Source organism: Haloplanus rubicundus, from assembly GCF_003342675.1.
In the GTDB taxonomy this organism is placed as follows: domain Archaea; phylum Halobacteriota; class Halobacteria; order Halobacteriales; family Haloferacaceae; genus Haloplanus; species Haloplanus rubicundus.
Genome location: NZ_CP031148.1, coordinates 2,811,649 through 2,826,208 on the forward strand (window position 1 = coordinate 2,811,649; position 14,560 = coordinate 2,826,208).

Below are 14,560 nucleotides of genomic sequence, written 5' to 3' on the forward strand. Positions count from 1 at the left end.
ACTCGACGGCCTAGATGATGTACCAGGCCCGGAGCAGGGTGAAGAGCGCGTCGAACCCGCCGAAGCCGTAGCCGAAGAGGAGCGCGGCCGGGAGGGCCGCCGCGAGGACCGCCCGGCCGGGCGTCGTCCGGTGGACGGTGACGAGGCCGACGACGAGGAGCGCGGCGCCGTAGAGACAGCAGGCGACGCGGAGTTCGGGACTCGGCACGGCGGCGAGGGGACACGGCGCCGTCGCGTAGGCGAGCACCTGCACCGTCTCGCTGACGCCCGCCCGGTCGCGGACGAAGACCATCAGGGCGAGCGTCTGGAGCGCCGCGAGGAGGTGGAGGACCGCGGGCGCGACGAGGACGGCGACGAGGAGGACGACCACTGCGGCCCGGAGCGCCCCGGTCGCGGGGAATCGGAGGGGGTCGAGGACGGCGAGGAGGACGGCGTACGCGACGGCCACGGCCACGGCGAAGACGAGGCCCGGCGCCTGATCGCCGGGCGCGACGCCGTTCTCGAAGAACCGGCGGGGGCGAACGAGCACTTCGACCCACGCACGGGCGAGGCCGCGAGGGCCGCGGTCACGCCCGCCACGGGGGTTCTCGACCCACGTCGTCACGGGCGTGTCTGGGGCGGCGGTCGGCAAGGGGTTTCCGATTCCGCTAGAGTAACCGTTGTAAGTCGCTGCACACCGGAACGCACGCTGTCAGGCGATCCGGTGTGCGTACAACTCTACCCGCCCACGTTCTGGTCGCTCTCGAACGTCCGGGGGTCGGGTTCGATGGTCGCGTACTCGACGGCGCGGCGGCCGAGGGTGGCGACGCGGGTCTCGATGCCCTCGTCGACGAACTCGCCGTCCGAGAAGGCGGCCGACGCCCGCGGAATCGCCGCCTGATGCGGCAACACCCACGCGTCGAGGGCGCGACAGACCGAACGCAGGTGTTCGAGCGCGGTGATGGGAAAGGCGCCGCCGGCGACACCGAGGAGACCGACGGTCTTGCCCTCGAACTCGTCGAACCCGCAGTGGTCGAGCGCGTTCTTCAGCACGCCGGAGTACGAGCCGTGGTACATGGGCGTGCCGAGCAGGACGGCATCGGCCTCGCGGATGCGCCGGGCGACGGCCGTGCTGTCGCCTTGCTCGTCAAGATCGGGGTCGAGGGGCGGCAGGTCGTACGCCCGCAGGTCGAGCAAATCGACCTCGGCGCCGGCGTCGGCGGCGGCGTCGAGGGCGCGACGGAGCGCGAGTCGGGTGTAGCTGTGGTCGCGGAGGCTGCCCGCGACGGCGACGACGGTGGTCGTGGGCGGCTGCTCGGTCACGTCACCACTCCAGCCCGCCGTTGACCCCGAGCACCTGCCCGGTCATGTAGCTGGCGTGGTCGCTGGCGAGGAAGCGGACCATGCCGACGATGTCCTCGGGGTCGGCGAAGCGGTTGAGCGGAATCTTCTCCCGAATCTTCTCCTGGACGCGTTCGGGCACCTTCTCCAGCATGTCCGTCCTGACGAAGCCCGGCGCGACGCAGTTGGCCGTCGAATCGTGCGCGGCGAGTTCGAGCGCCAGCGTCCGGGTGAACGCGAACATCCCACCCTTCGAGGTGGCGTAGTTGGCCTGCCCGTAGTTTCCCTGTTGGCCGACGACGCTGGAGATGTTGATGAGGCGACCAGCCTCGGCGTCGCGGATGTCGTCGAAGAAGGCCTTGGTGCAATTGAAGGTTCCACCGAGATTGACGTCGATGACGGTCTGCCAGTCCTCGTGGGTCATCTCCGCGAACTTGCGGTCGATGGTGATGCCGGCGTTGTTGACCAACACGTCGACTTCGCCGAGTTCGCCGTGAATCTCCTCGGCCATGCGGGCCACGTCGTCCGGCTCCGACACGTCGGCCTGTGCGCACATCGCCGTCTCGCCGTTTGCCTCGATGATCTCCTCGACTTCGCGGGCCGCGGCGTCGGAGCTCCGGTAGTTCACGACCACGTCCGCACCACAGCGCGCGAGTTCGAGGGCGATGGACCGGCCGATGCCGCGCGAGGCGCCCGTGACGAGGCAGGTTCGGTCGGCGAGCGGACGTGGGTCGAGGGGTTCGAGCCGTGTGGTCGTCTCGGACATACAGCTACCTATGCGGGATACCGACTGTTAACTATTCGCGCCTTTCGGGGCCGACCGACGACAGATTTTATTGCGCGGGATGGTAACACGGGGTCACCGTCGATTCGGGGAGGGGACGGTGACGCGTGCGACCCCGCCGACCACAACCATGACCGACCGCATCGATCTAGACGACATCGACACCGAGGAGGAGGAACCGGACGACGAGCCGAACCGCGGGGACTGGTTCTGGCGGGGCGAGGGCGATCCGGACGACGAGCCGGACGGCCCCTTCGGAACCGCCGGGGCGCGCGAGGAGGGATCGGACGCCGGTCCGACGAGCGGGGCGTGGGGGGACGACGGCGCGGGCGATCAAGAGGGCGACGGTGACGACGGGACCCACGCCGCGACGCCACGGGTGCCCCGCCAGAGCGACGACAAACCCGTCGGTATCCCGATAGAGGGCGGCGGGGCTGGCGGCTCCCACGCCGGCGACCGCGAGCCCGTCGAGGGTGGGGTCCCGGACGAGGGCGGGGGCGAGGGCGAGAACGAAAGCCGTCAGCCCACCACCGGCGCGGCGCCCCACGGCGAGGACCCCGACGACATGACGATGGCGTTGACCTACCGGGCCGCCAAACGGCTGGCGCATCCGGCCTCTGCCTTCTCGGATGCGGGGGCGTGGGCGGACTGGGTCGGCATCGTCGGCCGGGTCGACACGCCAGTCATCAACCGCTTCCAGCGTCAGAACGGCGTCGACGCCGACTTCTTCAGCGGCACGGGGACCGGTCCGGGGGAGCGGCTCGCCGAAATCGGCCCCCGGTCGATGTTTTACGCGAAGCGGATGGTCGTCGTCGGCATCGCCGGCGAGGACGAACGCGTCGCCGCCGAGGCCGACTGGGAGTTCGTTCCGCTCGAAGAGGCGGCGGAGAAGGCGGGCTGGACCCTCGACGTGGAGTAAGTTTTTATTTCCCGACGCCAAATCTGTGTGACGAGATACCATGGGCATCAGAACCGCGCTCACACAGGCACGAATCGTCACTCTCGGGGTCTTCGCAGCGGCGATCTGGGTCGTCCTGACGATGTTGCAGGTGTTCGGGCGGCTCGGGCCGCTGTCGAGCGGCGGCGTGGGACAGACGCCGATTTCGGGGCTCGTCGGGCTGGCCGTCCTCGGTGGAGCGCTCGCGCTTCTGCTCGTCCTCTACGGCGAGCTGAGCGAAACGGAGCCGGCGCCGGAGCCGTGGGAGTGATCGATGCAGTACGAGTGTAGCGAGTGCGGGCATTTCACCCGACTCGGTCTGGTCGACCGCGATTCGGTCGTCGAGACCTGTCCGGCCTGCGGGGAGTCCGCCCGATTCGAACCGGCGTTCGAAGGGGAAGGGGTCTCGTTCTGACGCTCACCATCGACCTGACCCAGCGGTTCGTCGACGCGGCCGACGAGTGGGCCGAAGCCCGGCTGGAGGACCGGGAGACGGCCATCGAGACGAAAGCCGAGCAGGCCCTCCTCGAAATCGAGTACCTCGTCTCCGGCCGCACGGAGGTGTCGTTCGAGGTGGACGCCGAGGCCGGCGAACTCCACTACGCCCCGAGCGACCCGCTCGCCGAACGGCTCGCGGACCAGGCCGCGGAGACGGGACTCGACGAGTCGACGCTGCTCCGGCTCCACGTCGACCTGTTCGTCGGCGCATTCTCCACGGACGACGACGAGCGCCCGCCGAACGCGCCGCCGGTCTGATCCCAGCGGGGGCCGGATCGGCGAAGGTTTTAGTATCTCCCAACCCGTTGCGTGACATTGTATGACAAAGAGGGACCTCGGTTGGCGACCCGACGGCGCCGCCGACACGTACAGAGGGCACGAGGTCTGGGAGTACAACATCGCCCCCCACGAGATCAACGAGGGCGAAACCGACGGCGACATCCGGGCCGAAGACATCACCGGATCGTCGGACTCGGACTCCGTCATCGACGCCGACGACCTGTAGTCGGCCGCGAACGGACTATTTCGTCGTCGGTCGGCGGGTAGTTTCGACGGTCAGTACAGCGGGAAGGCGCGTTTGTCCCGCGGGGGGACGTAGAAGTTCGCCCGCGACTGCACGTCGATGAAATTGAGGATGCCGTTGTTCTCGCGGTCGGTGATGGCCTGACTGTCGTCGCGCACGTACCAGCCGTTCATCGCGCGTCGGGTCGCCCGGAAGTGTTTGAGCTTCCGCTGGAAGGAGAGGAAGTGGACGCCGGCGTGGTCGCCGTCGGTCGTGTTGAAGTCCCGACGGAGGATGATCGGCTCGCCGTCGCGGCGCACCTGCGCGACTTTCTCGTGGTGACCGACCACGTCGAACTGCCGGGCGTGGTCGCGGACGGCGTCGCTGAAGGGGACGTCGTCGGCGAAGTCGGGGATGTCGGAAGGATCGAACTCCGGCGAGAACATCCGTGCGACGCGGCCGGCGTCGTCGAGTCCCTCCCACCACGTATCGAGGTTCTGTGTCAGATGCGAGACGTGGAGCGTCGTGCCGCCCGCGAACCGATCGGAGTCGATGGTGACGAACTCCTCGCTCGCCTGCGTCCCCTGTCGGTCGGAGAAGAACCCCATGAACGTGGGGTCGTCCTGGGAGAGCGCGCCGGCCGGAATCCCCTCGACGTCGGCGTGGCGGGCGGGTAACCCCTCGCCGAGAAAGCCCGTTCGGATCTCGGCGATGCGGAACACGTCGCCGAGGGGGTGGTCGACCGGTTCGCCGTTCAGCGGCCCGCCCGACCGGAACATGGCGTTCTCGACGGCCGTCAACTGCGAGGGTACGTCGCTTTCGAGGATCAGGACGGCGTCGAACTCGAGGAGATCGGGATTGTCGGTCCGGGAGATGACCTGCGGTTTCGAGATGGGGGCGGCGCCCAGTTCGCCGATGCGGCGGAAGTAGTCGGTCCCCCAGGCGAGGACGTGGAACAGGCCCTCGGCGCGCCAGTCGTAGGCCGCTTCGATGGTTCGCATCCCGCGTTCGACCGTCCGGGCGGCGCTCGCCGATGGCTCGACGTCGAGGGTCAGAAAGAGGAGTCGCCGGTACCGGGCCTGCATGTCGTTGCCCGCGTCGTCGGTGCGGAGGTACGGGTTCTGGACGAACTGTCGGTTCGGGAGGGCGTCGGCGTGTGGGTTGGGCGGGAGGTCGGTGCCGCTACTGCTGGCGGAGCCCAGGAACTGCGCACACCCCGAGAGCCCGAGCGTCCCAGCGACCGCGCCCAGGCGTGCGAGTGCCGAACGTCGGGATGTCATCTCGTTGTGGGCTCGACGGCTGGGATCGTAATAAGCGTCTCGCCTCCGTAGACGGCCTCGAAGCCGCCCGGACGACGCCGACTCCGACCCGAGACTATTTGTCTCTGAGCCCCCCAAATGGGGACAACGAGACGATCCATGCACCAGAGTTTCGGTGCCACCTACGGCCCACTCCCGCTCAGATTCGCGATCCCGTTGCTGCTCGTCGGAGCCTGTGTTGCGGCGTTCGTCGTCTACGATATGTACCGAACGTACGCCCCGTCGACCGGGGGTGACGAGAATGGCTGAGGCCGAACCGGGCGAGACGGAGGCCGTCACGGCGGCCGGGAGCGACGCCGACCCGGAGGGCGTCGCGCCGGCGGTGCGGGCGCTCGCCTACCTCCGTGGGACGACGTACGCGCTGGGAACGCTGCTGGTGCTCGCGCTGTTGGCGGTCGGCACGGTCGGCATCATCGCGGAAATCAAAGGGACGTGGCACTGGGCGATCCACCTCGAATCGACGGTCAGCTACCTCGGCGTCTTCGTCGCCGGGGTGTTGGCGCTGTTGCTTCCCGCGGCGACCCTGCTGGTGATCGCACGGAGGGTCGTCGATGAGTGACCTGCCGGGACCGTCGCGGCTCATGCGCGGGGTGACGCTGCTTTCGGGCGGTGGTCTCCTGCTCGTCGTCCTCGGGGCGGCGACGGTCGCCATGCTCGCGGAGTTCGCGAAGACCTGGCGCTGGTACTTTCGGATGGAACAGGCGATGGCGCTGGCGATGCCGGCGACGCTCGTCCTGCTCGGACTGTTCGTCGTCGGGCTGGTCGGGATGGTCGTCCTCGCCGGCCGCGACTAGAGGAGCCCCGCGACGAGTTCGTCCTCGAACTGGAGCGTGCCCGCGTAGACGTCGGCGACGGCCATGTAGAATCGGCTGTTCGTCTGTTCGCGCAGGTCGTCGGTGAAGGCGTCGACCCAAGTCAGCGCGTGTTCGTCGAGGAAGACGCGCTCGAAGCCGACGGCCTCCTCGGCGCCCTGGCGCTGTTGATCGATCAGGTGGCGGAGGAAGGCGAGCTCGACGACGACGAAGTCGTTCTCCTCGGGATACTCCTCGGGCGGCGCCCAGCCGGCGGCGCCGTAGCTCGCCTCCACCTCGGCGACCCCCTCGCCGAGGTAGTCGGCGTCCTCCCGGTAGTAGGTTTCGTGGGCGATGACGGGCGGGCGCGGCCCGACGAGCAGGCGCGTGTACTCCCGTTCGAGGGCGTCTTGCACCTCCGAGACGTCGTACTCCTGGTGTTCCTCGACGAAGGTACGGAGGGCGTCGAAGCCGCGGTCGAGCGGCTCGTTCACCTCGCCGTCCGGCGTCCGAACGTCGCCGGAGAGCAGTCGTTCGACGAACGACTCGTCGGGGGCGTCGTGGAGCGCCTCGACCAGAAAGTCCACGAGTTCGAGTCGCGACTCGTAGAGGGCCTGTTCGTCCATCAGCGACCCCCCTCCTCGAAGAGGAGTACGGCACGACACTCGGCGCAGTAGTCGAAGACGCTGTGTTCGGACTTGGGAGCGACGCCCTCCACCAGCTCGCCGACTTCGCCGGCGACGTGCTCCGCGGTCCCCTCGCTGGCGAACGGTTTCCCACACCGGACGCAGGCGCGCATCTCGCCCTCGTACACCGTCTCCCAGCGCTCCCCCTCGCGGTTCTCGGGGAGCTTCGAGAGGTCGAGACCGTCGTGCATGGTGATGGCCGTCTCCGGACACCCCTCCTCGCAGAGGCCGCAGTTGACACAGTCCTCGTGGTTGAACTCGAGATCGGCGTCGTCGGTGCGGCGGATGGCGTCGGTCGGACAGAGGGTCGAACAGGTCGGCGTGAGGTTGCAGGCGTCCGACACCTCCATCCAGCCGAAGTCCGTCAGGCCGCGTATCACCTCCCGGTTCGGCTCGACGTGGTCGAGGAGGGCGCGAACGCTCTCCAGCGTCCAGTCGTGGCTGTTGAACGGCGGGTTGGGTTTGTCCTCCCGGACGGTACCGGTCGCCTCGTGGTCGCCCGCGGGCACCGGCGTCGGATCGAGTTCGACGACGAACTGGGAGAGGTCCTGGACGAACGCCCGCGGCTCGGCAGGGTCGGGCGCGAGGAAGGTGACCCGCTCGCCGAGGCCGAGGTCACCGGTCGCGCGGTCGAGTCGGCGGACGAGTTCGGCCTTCGGATCGGGACCGGAGTGGAGGCAGTCGCCGCCACAGCCGACGATGGCGACGCCGTCCGCCCCGGCCGCGAGGGCGTGCATGACGTGGGGCTCGCCGACGGTGTCGGTGCAGTCGACGCCGACCGGGAGGATCGGCGGGTAGCGGACGTCGTCGTCCTCGCGGGCGAGGCGGCCGTAGCGGCGAAGGGCGTCCTCGGCGCGTTCCGAGCAGACGAAGGCGACGACGGGCGTGTCGATGGCGGCGTCGCCGCCGCGGAGACCGCCGAGGAGGCCGCCGTCGTCGTCGGTGCCGGGGTCGAGGAGCGTCTCGACTTCCCGGGCGATGCGCTCGTTCGACGGGTCGCGGAGCTGCACCGCGCCGGTCGGGCAGGAACTCGTACAGGCGCCACAGTCCTGACAGGCGACGGGATCGAACTCGACTTCGTCGACGTAGGGGCGGTCGACCGCGTCGTGGGGACAGGCGTCGACGCAGGCGTTACAGCCCGGCTGACTCGACTCGCCGGCGGCACACACCTCCATGTCGAGGTCGAGATGCTGTGGCTTCGTGATGCCGCCGAGCAGATCCTCGACGGCGGCGATGGTGGCGCCGTCGACGGGGCCGGTGTAGAGGCCGATCTGCCCGCCCCGGGCCGTCCCGGTCGCGCCGGGGAAGATCACCTGGTCCGCCTCGACCGTCCGGGTTACGCCGTCGAGGTCGATTGCGTCGACGGGACAGCAGTCCGCCCACTCGCCGTCGGGGGCGTCGGGGTCGATGTCGACCGGGCTGCGCGTCACCATGCCGTCCGGGCCCTCGCGCACGCAGTCCATACACGAGATGCAGTCCTCGGTGACGCGAGCGCGGAGTTCGAGTTCGAAGTCGCCGTACTCGCCGACGACGTCGACGACGCGGCCGCGGGCGAGGGAGACGTCGCCGAGGTCGGCGTCGGCGTCGTCGAAGTCCCTGCCGTTGGCGACGAGAGTCACGTCCGCAGTGTCGGCGAGGGCCGCGGCCGTCTCGGCGTCGCCGACGACGGCGACGGCGTCGCCCGCCTCGCGGGACACCGTCCGGGAGATCGGCTCGTGATCGAGGCTCTCCCGTCTGGCGTTCAGCAGGCGGGCGGTCTTCTCCGTCGCCGCCGCGCTGTCGTGGACCCAGGCGGCACCCTCGCGGTGGTCGACGAAGGCCGTCGCCTCGGGATGCAGGCCCCCCTCGACCGCCGTCTCCCGGATGGCGTCCTGACAGCGACCCTCGGGCGTCGTCACGAGGAGCTGATCGAGGTCGTACTCCTCGATGAGGTGGGCCATCGCCGGAAGGCCGTCGTCACAGAGATGGGACGAACTGGCGACTACTTCCACATCCCTGACGCCGTCACGGACGCCTTCGAGGTCGATATCGCACGTATCCGCACAGGAGCATACGAACGCGCCGACGTTCATGACCGTGATAAACGGTACCACTCGTATAAGACTTGCTTCGTCCTAGTCATGACTCGTTTCGTTCGCCGTACTGCGAAACGAACGACAGTGAATTTAGGTCAGCCTAGAAGCATTAATTTATATAATGTCAGTCCATGGTGATTAAACATACGCGTGCGACGCAATGACACGCGTACTGCGAGGGGTTACACATCATGAGTACGGAACCAGTTTCGATCGACCTCGACCGGCGCTCGTTCATGAAAGCGAGCGCGCTTGCAGGGGCCGTCGCTCTCGGTGGCGGCGGCGCGGGGCAAGCGCTCGCCCAGACGGGTGAGGAGTCGGAGTCGGCCGCAGATACGGAAGGAGAGTTGACGAAGACCATCTGTAACTACTGTTCCGTCGGGTGTGGGTTCCACGGGGAGCGCGTCGGCGACTCGTTCGTCGGCATGGAACCGTGGGAGGACCACCCGATCAACCAGGGGTCGCTCTGTTCGAAGGGGGCAGGGATCTACGAGACCGAACATTCCGAAAAGCGCGTCCGGCACCCGATGGTCCGGGAGAACGGCGCGTGGCGCAAGATGTCGTGGGACGCCGCCTACGAGCGGTTGGGCACCGACATCAAGGCGCTGTGGCCGGACTCGGACGTCTCACCCGATCAAGCGGTCGACGTAGACGAGGAAGCCAGCCGCGAGAGCGTCATGATCCTGGGGAGTGCCCACCACTCCAACGAGGAGTCCTACGCCATCCGGAAGCTCGCGGCCTTTATGGGCACGAACAACGTCGACCACCAGGCACGCATCTGTCACTCCACGACGGTCGCCGGCCTCGCGAACACGTGGGGCTATGGCGCGATGACGAACACCCTGCAGGACTATCGTAACTTCGACCTGCTGGTCGTCATCGGACAGAACCCGGCGGAGGCCCACCCAATCGCGATGCAGCACATCCTCGAGGGCCAGAAACGCGGCGGAACGATCCTCTGTCTCGATCCCCGGTTCACGAAGACGGCGGCCCACGCCGACGAGTACATGCGGTTCCGACCGGGGACCGACGTGGCCCTGATGATGGGCATCATCAAGGAACTCCGTGACGAGTACGGGCTGGCGATGGACCCCGACGCGGACGACACGGGGCAGAACATGCTCACCGACCGCGTCCAGGGGTGGGAGGAGATCGACGCCGACCTCGACCAGTACGACAAGGAGACCGTCTCGGAGATCACGTGGCTCTCGGTCGACGAGATCGAGCAACTCGCCGAGATGTTCCACGAGAACCGCCCGCACATCCAGATCGAGTGGGCGATGGGTGGCACCCAGCACAACAACGGCACCCAGAACATCCGCTCGTACGCCGCCGCGAGCCTCGGCTCGGGGAGCGCGGCTCGGAGCGGCGGCGGCCTGCAGGTCATGCGCGGGCACGCGAACGTCCAAGGTGCAACCGACCTCGCCGTCGCGAGCCACATCCTGCCGGGGTACTACGGGCTGTCACCCGGTGGCTGGTCGTGGTGGGCCGACGTCTGGGACATGAATCCGTACACGAGCGGCTCCACCTCGTTCGAGGACATGTACGACCGGTTCGAGGTGATGCCGCCGGAGAAGTACGCGATGGCGAACGACGTGGTGCCGGAGTCGCTCCCGACGAGCAGCCACGAGGGCGACTTCGGTCCGGGCAACCCGGCGCCGAACTCGATGATGTTCCAGAACGGGCTCACGGTCGCCCGCTGGTTCGAAGGCGCCCTCGACCAGGAGGACCGGATGCAGGAGACGCCGGTCTACCAGCCCGATCAGGTGAAGATCGGCATCTTCTGGGGTCACTCCTCGAACTCCATCAGCGAGATGGAGAAGATGAAAGAGGGGATGGAGAACCTCGACTTGCTCGTCGTCATCGACGTGTTCCCCTCGGTCGCGAGCGTCCTCCCGGACTACGACGAGGGACCGCCGGTCCTGCTGTTGCCGGCCTGCAGTCAGTACGAGCATTACCGCTCGCTGACGAACACGCACCGTTCCATCCAGTGGTCCGAGCCGGTCCGTCCGCCGTCGCACAACTCCCGACCCGACCTGCGAATCATGCAGGAACTGGCCGACGAACTCGGCTTCGGGGAGCACTTCGACTGGGGCACCGGCCCGGAGATTTACAACGGGAAGTCGACCTACGAGAACGTCATCCGGGAGTTCAACCTCGGGACGAACACCATCGGCTACCGACAGACGCCGGAACGCCTCCAGCAACATCTCGAGTACGACTACGCGTTCTCCCACGAGACGCTACAGGCCGCGGAGGGGTCGCCGGTCGAAGGCGAGTACTGGGGGCTCCCGTGGCCGTGCTGGGGTGAGGGTCACCCCGGCACCCCGATCATCTGGAACGACGATATGAACCCCAACAATGGGGGGCAGGACTTCCGGACCCGGTGGGGAACGCGGGCGCCAAGCCCCGAGGAGTGGGAGGCGATGAACACCGACGAGGAGTACCCGTTCCAGAACACGGTCGACGCCGTGGGTGACCGGTACGACAGCGTCGAGGACGCCCTCGATCTGACGCGGGCACCCTACGACCCCGACTGGGCGTCGGAGGCCGACACGGCCAGCGACGGGATGATCCACGGGATTCCGGAGTATCCGGGCTGGAAGACGGTGCCACCGGCGAGTCTGGTCGACCCGACCCAGTCCACGCAGTCCGACGAACTCACCATCCCGCAGCAACACGCACTAGACAACCAGCGGTCGGTGTACACCGCCGCCCAGGCGCTCGCGGATCCGGATACGGGGATTCCGGAGTTCGATCAGTATCTCTCGGAGACCCAGAGCATCGACCCGTCGTTCTACGAGCAGTACGACTTCAAGCAGCCCGATGCGCCGACCGGGCGCGGACGGGCACGCGCGGTGGTCTGGAACTTCATCGACACGACGCCGGTCCACCGCGAACCGCTCGAGAGTCCGCATCCGGACCTCGTCGAGGAGTGGCCGGCGAACGGCCAGCAGCGGAACTTCTACCGCCTCGATCAGAACAACGCCGTGGAACAGGAGCAGGCGATGGAGATCATCCACGGCGACGGCGACGGGCCGGCGCTCGACACCATCCTGACGAGCGGCCGGCAGGTCGAACATCAGGGTGGCGGCTCGGAGACGCGGAGCAACATCCACAACGCGGACCTCCAGCCCCACATGTACGCCGAGATATCGCCGAACAAGGCCGAAAGCCTCGGCGTCGACGGCGGCGACCTGATCGTCATCTCCTCGACCGACCGGGGGTCGATCCTCGTGAAGGCCAGGGTGACGAACCGGCCGAACGACGACGAAACGTTCCTCCCGTATCACTGGGGTGGCGTCTTCAAGGGCCAGAGCCTGGAGGACAAATACCCCGAGGGGATGGTGCCGTACGCCATCGGCGACTCGGTGAACGCCATCACGTCCCGCGGCTACGACGTGGAGACGCAGATGCAGGAGACGAAAGTCGGGATGGTCGCGGTCCGCCCGGCGACACAGAGCCTCCTCGAGGAACTCAACATGGACGTCGACCTCGAGTTCCCGCAGGATCGCAACGACATTGGCACACAGAAGGACTTCGACGTCCGCGACCAGAACGCGGTCCAATAGGAGGTGACAAGCATGTCAAGCAACAAAGAAATCATGCGGCAGGGCGTGATGAGCACGGGCGAGGACGCCCGCATCTTCCCCGACGTCGAGGCGTGTATCGACTGCGGTGGCTGTGTCGTCGCCTGCAAGCGTACGTGGGACTCCGCCCCGGACGAACAGCGGATCAGCATCTCGACGATGATGGAAGGGCAGGAGGGCGCCGAGGGGCTCAACGCCCACAGCGCCCGTGCCCTCGAACAGGGTCAGTCGCCCGGCGAGACGGCGGTTCCGATGCAGTGTTACCACTGCGAGAACGCACCCTGCGTGTCGGTCTGTCCGACGGATTCGCTGGTGAAACAGGAGGACGGCTTCGTCCAGGTGCGTGATGACCTCTGTGTCGGCTGTCAGTACTGCCTGTCGGCGTGTCCGTTCGGCGCGCCGCAGTTCCCCGAATCCGACGAGGGGGCGGCACAGCTGTTCGGCACCGGCGGCACGATGGACAAGTGTACCATGTGCGAGGAGCGCCAAGACGTCGGCAAGGGGCCGGCGTGTGCCGAGGAGTGTGCGACCGACGCCATCCTCGTCGGCGACGCCGACGAAATCTCGGCCGAACTGGAGCGTCGCGACAGTGGCACGTTCTTCAACGACGTCGCCATGGAGATCATCTTCGGCGAAGAGGAGGCTCAGGTGTTCTAAATGAGCTACCAAGATGACCTTCCGGAAACGAGTGGGTACAGCAAAGTCTCGGTGGTGATCAGCGCCATCGTCGGTCTCGCGCTCGCCGTGGTATCGGTCTGGTGGGCCGCGGGCACGGCCGTCTTCTACGAGGGCCTGTTCCGCGTCTCCCCGACGGTCGAAGGCGGCGGCATCGGGACCGACTGGGTCGTCGGCAACACCGTCCCGTGGCTCGACTTCCTCGTGGCGGTCATCCACGCGGCCGACGTGCTGATGGGACTCTTTATCCTCCTGATGGTGTTCATCCACTGGGCGGCGTTCCGTCGCCTCGCGGACCGGATGCAACAGCCCGGCGAGGGGACCACGGAGGCCGTCGCGACCGACGGAGGTGAGGCCGAATGACCAGCCTCGATCACGGCAAGTTCACGCGCGTCACGACGACGTTCCACTCGTTGCTGGCCCTCGACGTGTTCCTGCTGTTCTTCTCGGGGTACAGCCTGACGTTCAACGACGAACTCTGGTGGATGGTGTCGCTGATGGGTGGTCCCGAGAGCGTCACCGCGTTGCATCGGGCCGCCGGATTCGGGCTCATCGCCCTCATCGGCTTCTGGGCGACGCTCATGATCACGACCGACACCGGTCGGAGCAACTTCGCGGAGATCATGCCCAGCGGCGACGACGTGAAGGCGTTCATCCAGGACGTGCAGTTCGCGCTCGGGAGCGCCGACGAGCGCCACCCGGCCGCGAAGCAGTTCGCCGGTGGCGACCCCGACGAGATTCCGCTGCTCTCGTACATCGGCAAGGGTGTCGTCTTCATCTTCGCCATCGAGCTGTTCCTGCTGACGATCAGCGGACTGCTCATCTGGAGCAAGACCGGCCTGATGCAGTACTTCGGCACGAGGACCGCCGCGATGGGCTTCGTCGTCTTCCACGGCCTGCTGGGCGTCATCATGCTGATGGGGGTCATGCTCCACATCTTCGAACACGGGTTCCACCCCGCGTTCTACCCGGTCGAGCCGAAAGCGTTCATCCCCCGGGAACTGATCCCGGAGACGCACGCCGACGGCGGCATCGAGGATCTCACCCTCGCCCCGTCGTGGAGTACGATCAGCACGGTCATGGGCATCCTGACCGTCGTGGGCATCACGAGCGTCATGATCGGCTCGGTGTTCGACGAGGGGTATCCGGTCCCGCGTGAGATAACCATCGGCGGCGGCCCGGAGAGCCTGTTGCTCACGCTCGGCATCAACGCCGGCATCTTCGTGCTCTTCGTCGGCCTCGTCCTCTCGATGTACGGCAACCTCCTGCGCGTGCGCTGGGAGCGTCGCCTCGAAGAGGAGCGGAGCCAGCCGACGACCGCCGCCGACGGCGGCCACCCCGAATCGAACGACGACTGACCGCTCCGGAACCGTTTTTTCGGCT

16 protein-coding genes are annotated in these 14,560 nt (G+C 67.4%); 10 read left to right on the top strand and 6 right to left on the bottom strand.

Features of this window, described 5'->3' with window-relative positions; translation table 11 throughout:
* Window positions 1-10: 10 nt before the first annotated feature.
* The 3 genes from DU484_RS15500 to fabG all read right to left on the bottom strand — a co-directional run bounded on the left by DU484_RS15500 (window position 11) and on the right by fabG (window position 2,086).
* A complete protein-coding gene (locus DU484_RS15500; protein ID WP_114606811.1) occupies window positions 11-604 on the bottom strand; it encodes a YIP1 family protein in 594 nt (197 codons plus the stop codon).
* A 113-nt stretch (window positions 605-717) separates the two neighbouring features.
* A complete protein-coding gene (locus tag DU484_RS15505; RefSeq protein WP_114586846.1) occupies window positions 718-1,302 on the bottom strand; it encodes an NADPH-dependent FMN reductase in 585 nt (194 codons plus the stop codon).
* Between the two features lies 1 nt (window position 1,303).
* On the bottom strand, window positions 1,304-2,086 hold the full coding sequence (gene fabG / locus DU484_RS15510) for a 3-oxoacyl-[acyl-carrier-protein] reductase (protein WP_114586847.1): 783 nt from the start codon (window positions 2,084-2,086) through the stop codon (window positions 1,304-1,306).
* A 148-nt stretch (window positions 2,087-2,234) separates the two neighbouring features.
* On the opposite strand from fabG, the gene DU484_RS15515 reads away from it, so the two are divergent.
* The 4 genes from DU484_RS15515 (at window position 2,235) to DU484_RS15530 (ending at window position 4,044) form a co-directional block, all read left to right on the top strand.
* Window positions 2,235-3,023 carry a DUF7124 domain-containing protein gene (locus DU484_RS15515; protein ID WP_114606812.1) on the top strand — a complete coding sequence of 263 codons (789 nt, stop codon included), beginning with the start codon at window positions 2,235-2,237 and terminating at the stop codon, window positions 3,021-3,023.
* Window positions 3,024-3,063: 40 nt separating this feature from the next.
* Window positions 3,064-3,312 carry a hypothetical protein gene (locus DU484_RS15520; protein WP_114606381.1) on the top strand — a complete coding sequence of 83 codons (249 nt, stop codon included), beginning with the start codon at window positions 3,064-3,066 and terminating at the stop codon, window positions 3,310-3,312.
* A 23-nt stretch (window positions 3,313-3,335) separates the two neighbouring features.
* The gene (locus tag DU484_RS15525; RefSeq protein ID WP_245957257.1) at window positions 3,336-3,797 is read left to right on the top strand and encodes a hypothetical protein; all 462 of its coding nucleotides are present in this window, start codon (window positions 3,336-3,338) and stop codon (window positions 3,795-3,797) included.
* 61 nt (window positions 3,798-3,858) lie between these two features.
* On the top strand, window positions 3,859-4,044 hold the full coding sequence (locus tag DU484_RS15530) for a hypothetical protein (protein ID WP_114586850.1): 186 nt from the start codon (window positions 3,859-3,861) through the stop codon (window positions 4,042-4,044).
* A 50-nt stretch (window positions 4,045-4,094) separates the two neighbouring features.
* Here the strand turns inward: DU484_RS15530 and DU484_RS15535 are convergent, their stop codons facing one another.
* Entirely contained in the window at window positions 4,095-5,321 is a 1,227-nt protein-coding gene (locus DU484_RS15535) for a DUF7405 family protein (protein WP_114586851.1), read from the bottom strand.
* A gap of 280 nt (window positions 5,322-5,601) precedes the next feature.
* Here DU484_RS15535 and DU484_RS15540 point away from each other — a divergent pair, with 280 nt between their 5' ends.
* Window positions 5,602-5,919, top strand: a complete 318-nt coding sequence (locus DU484_RS15540; RefSeq protein ID WP_222844859.1) for a hypothetical protein — start codon at window positions 5,602-5,604, stop codon at window positions 5,917-5,919.
* Window positions 5,912-6,154: a hypothetical protein gene (locus DU484_RS15545; protein WP_157969378.1), complete on the top strand. Its 243-nt coding sequence runs from the start codon at window positions 5,912-5,914 to the stop codon at window positions 6,152-6,154. Before DU484_RS15540 ends, DU484_RS15545 begins: the two co-directional genes overlap by 8 nt.
* Here the strand turns inward: DU484_RS15545 and DU484_RS15550 are convergent.
* Window positions 6,151-6,777: a TorD/DmsD family molecular chaperone gene (locus DU484_RS15550; RefSeq protein WP_114606382.1), complete on the bottom strand. Its 627-nt coding sequence runs from the start codon at window positions 6,775-6,777 to the stop codon at window positions 6,151-6,153. The genes DU484_RS15545 and DU484_RS15550 overlap by 4 nt on opposite strands.
* On the bottom strand, window positions 6,777-8,909 hold the full coding sequence (locus DU484_RS15555; RefSeq protein WP_114606383.1) for a hydrogenase iron-sulfur subunit: 2,133 nt from the start codon (window positions 8,907-8,909) through the stop codon (window positions 6,777-6,779). The genes DU484_RS15550 and DU484_RS15555 overlap by 1 nt, the downstream gene beginning before the upstream one ends.
* A gap of 194 nt (window positions 8,910-9,103) precedes the next feature.
* Here DU484_RS15555 and DU484_RS15560 point away from each other — a divergent pair, with 194 nt between their 5' ends.
* From DU484_RS15560 to DU484_RS15575, 4 genes are read left to right on the top strand one after another with little or no spacing between them, the layout of a single operon-like run.
* Complete coding sequence (locus DU484_RS15560) at window positions 9,104-12,484, top strand: formate dehydrogenase subunit alpha (RefSeq protein WP_114586855.1); 3,381 nt, start codon at window positions 9,104-9,106, stop codon at window positions 12,482-12,484.
* Between the two features lie 12 nt (window positions 12,485-12,496).
* Window positions 12,497-13,159, top strand: coding sequence for a 4Fe-4S dicluster domain-containing protein (locus tag DU484_RS15565; RefSeq protein ID WP_114586856.1), 663 nt, complete (start codon window positions 12,497-12,499; stop codon window positions 13,157-13,159).
* On the top strand, window positions 13,160-13,540 hold the full coding sequence (locus tag DU484_RS15570; protein ID WP_114586857.1) for a hypothetical protein: 381 nt from the start codon (window positions 13,160-13,162) through the stop codon (window positions 13,538-13,540). It begins immediately after the preceding gene.
* Window positions 13,537-14,535, top strand: coding sequence for a cytochrome b/b6 domain-containing protein (locus tag DU484_RS15575; RefSeq protein ID WP_114606384.1), 999 nt, complete (start codon window positions 13,537-13,539; stop codon window positions 14,533-14,535). Before DU484_RS15570 ends, DU484_RS15575 begins: the two co-directional genes overlap by 4 nt.
* Window positions 14,536-14,560: the final 25 nt, after the last annotated feature.

Bases quoted from the DNA above. Each gene is read 5' to 3' on its own strand.
- fabG (WP_114586847.1), bottom strand. From the start codon at position 2,086: ATGTCCGAGACGACCACACGGCTCGAACCCCTCGACCCACGTCCGCTC.
- DU484_RS15515 (WP_114606812.1), top strand. From the start codon at position 2,235: ATGACCGACCGCATCGATCTAGACGACATCGACACCGAGGAGGAGGAA.
- DU484_RS15520 (WP_114606381.1), top strand. From the start codon at position 3,064: ATGGGCATCAGAACCGCGCTCACACAGGCACGAATCGTCACTCTCGGG.
- DU484_RS15530 (WP_114586850.1), top strand. From the start codon at position 3,859: ATGACAAAGAGGGACCTCGGTTGGCGACCCGACGGCGCCGCCGACACG.
- DU484_RS15535 (WP_114586851.1), bottom strand. From the start codon at position 5,321: ATGACATCCCGACGTTCGGCACTCGCACGCCTGGGCGCGGTCGCTGGG.
- DU484_RS15540 (WP_222844859.1), top strand. From the start codon at position 5,602: ATGGCTGAGGCCGAACCGGGCGAGACGGAGGCCGTCACGGCGGCCGGG.
- DU484_RS15545 (WP_157969378.1), top strand. From the start codon at position 5,912: ATGAGTGACCTGCCGGGACCGTCGCGGCTCATGCGCGGGGTGACGCTG.
- DU484_RS15550 (WP_114606382.1), bottom strand. From the start codon at position 6,777: ATGGACGAACAGGCCCTCTACGAGTCGCGACTCGAACTCGTGGACTTT.
- DU484_RS15555 (WP_114606383.1), bottom strand. From the start codon at position 8,909: ATGAACGTCGGCGCGTTCGTATGCTCCTGTGCGGATACGTGCGATATC.
- DU484_RS15560 (WP_114586855.1), top strand. From the start codon at position 9,104: ATGAGTACGGAACCAGTTTCGATCGACCTCGACCGGCGCTCGTTCATG.
- DU484_RS15565 (WP_114586856.1), top strand. From the start codon at position 12,497: ATGTCAAGCAACAAAGAAATCATGCGGCAGGGCGTGATGAGCACGGGC.
- DU484_RS15570 (WP_114586857.1), top strand. From the start codon at position 13,160: ATGAGCTACCAAGATGACCTTCCGGAAACGAGTGGGTACAGCAAAGTC.
- DU484_RS15575 (WP_114606384.1), top strand. From the start codon at position 13,537: ATGACCAGCCTCGATCACGGCAAGTTCACGCGCGTCACGACGACGTTC.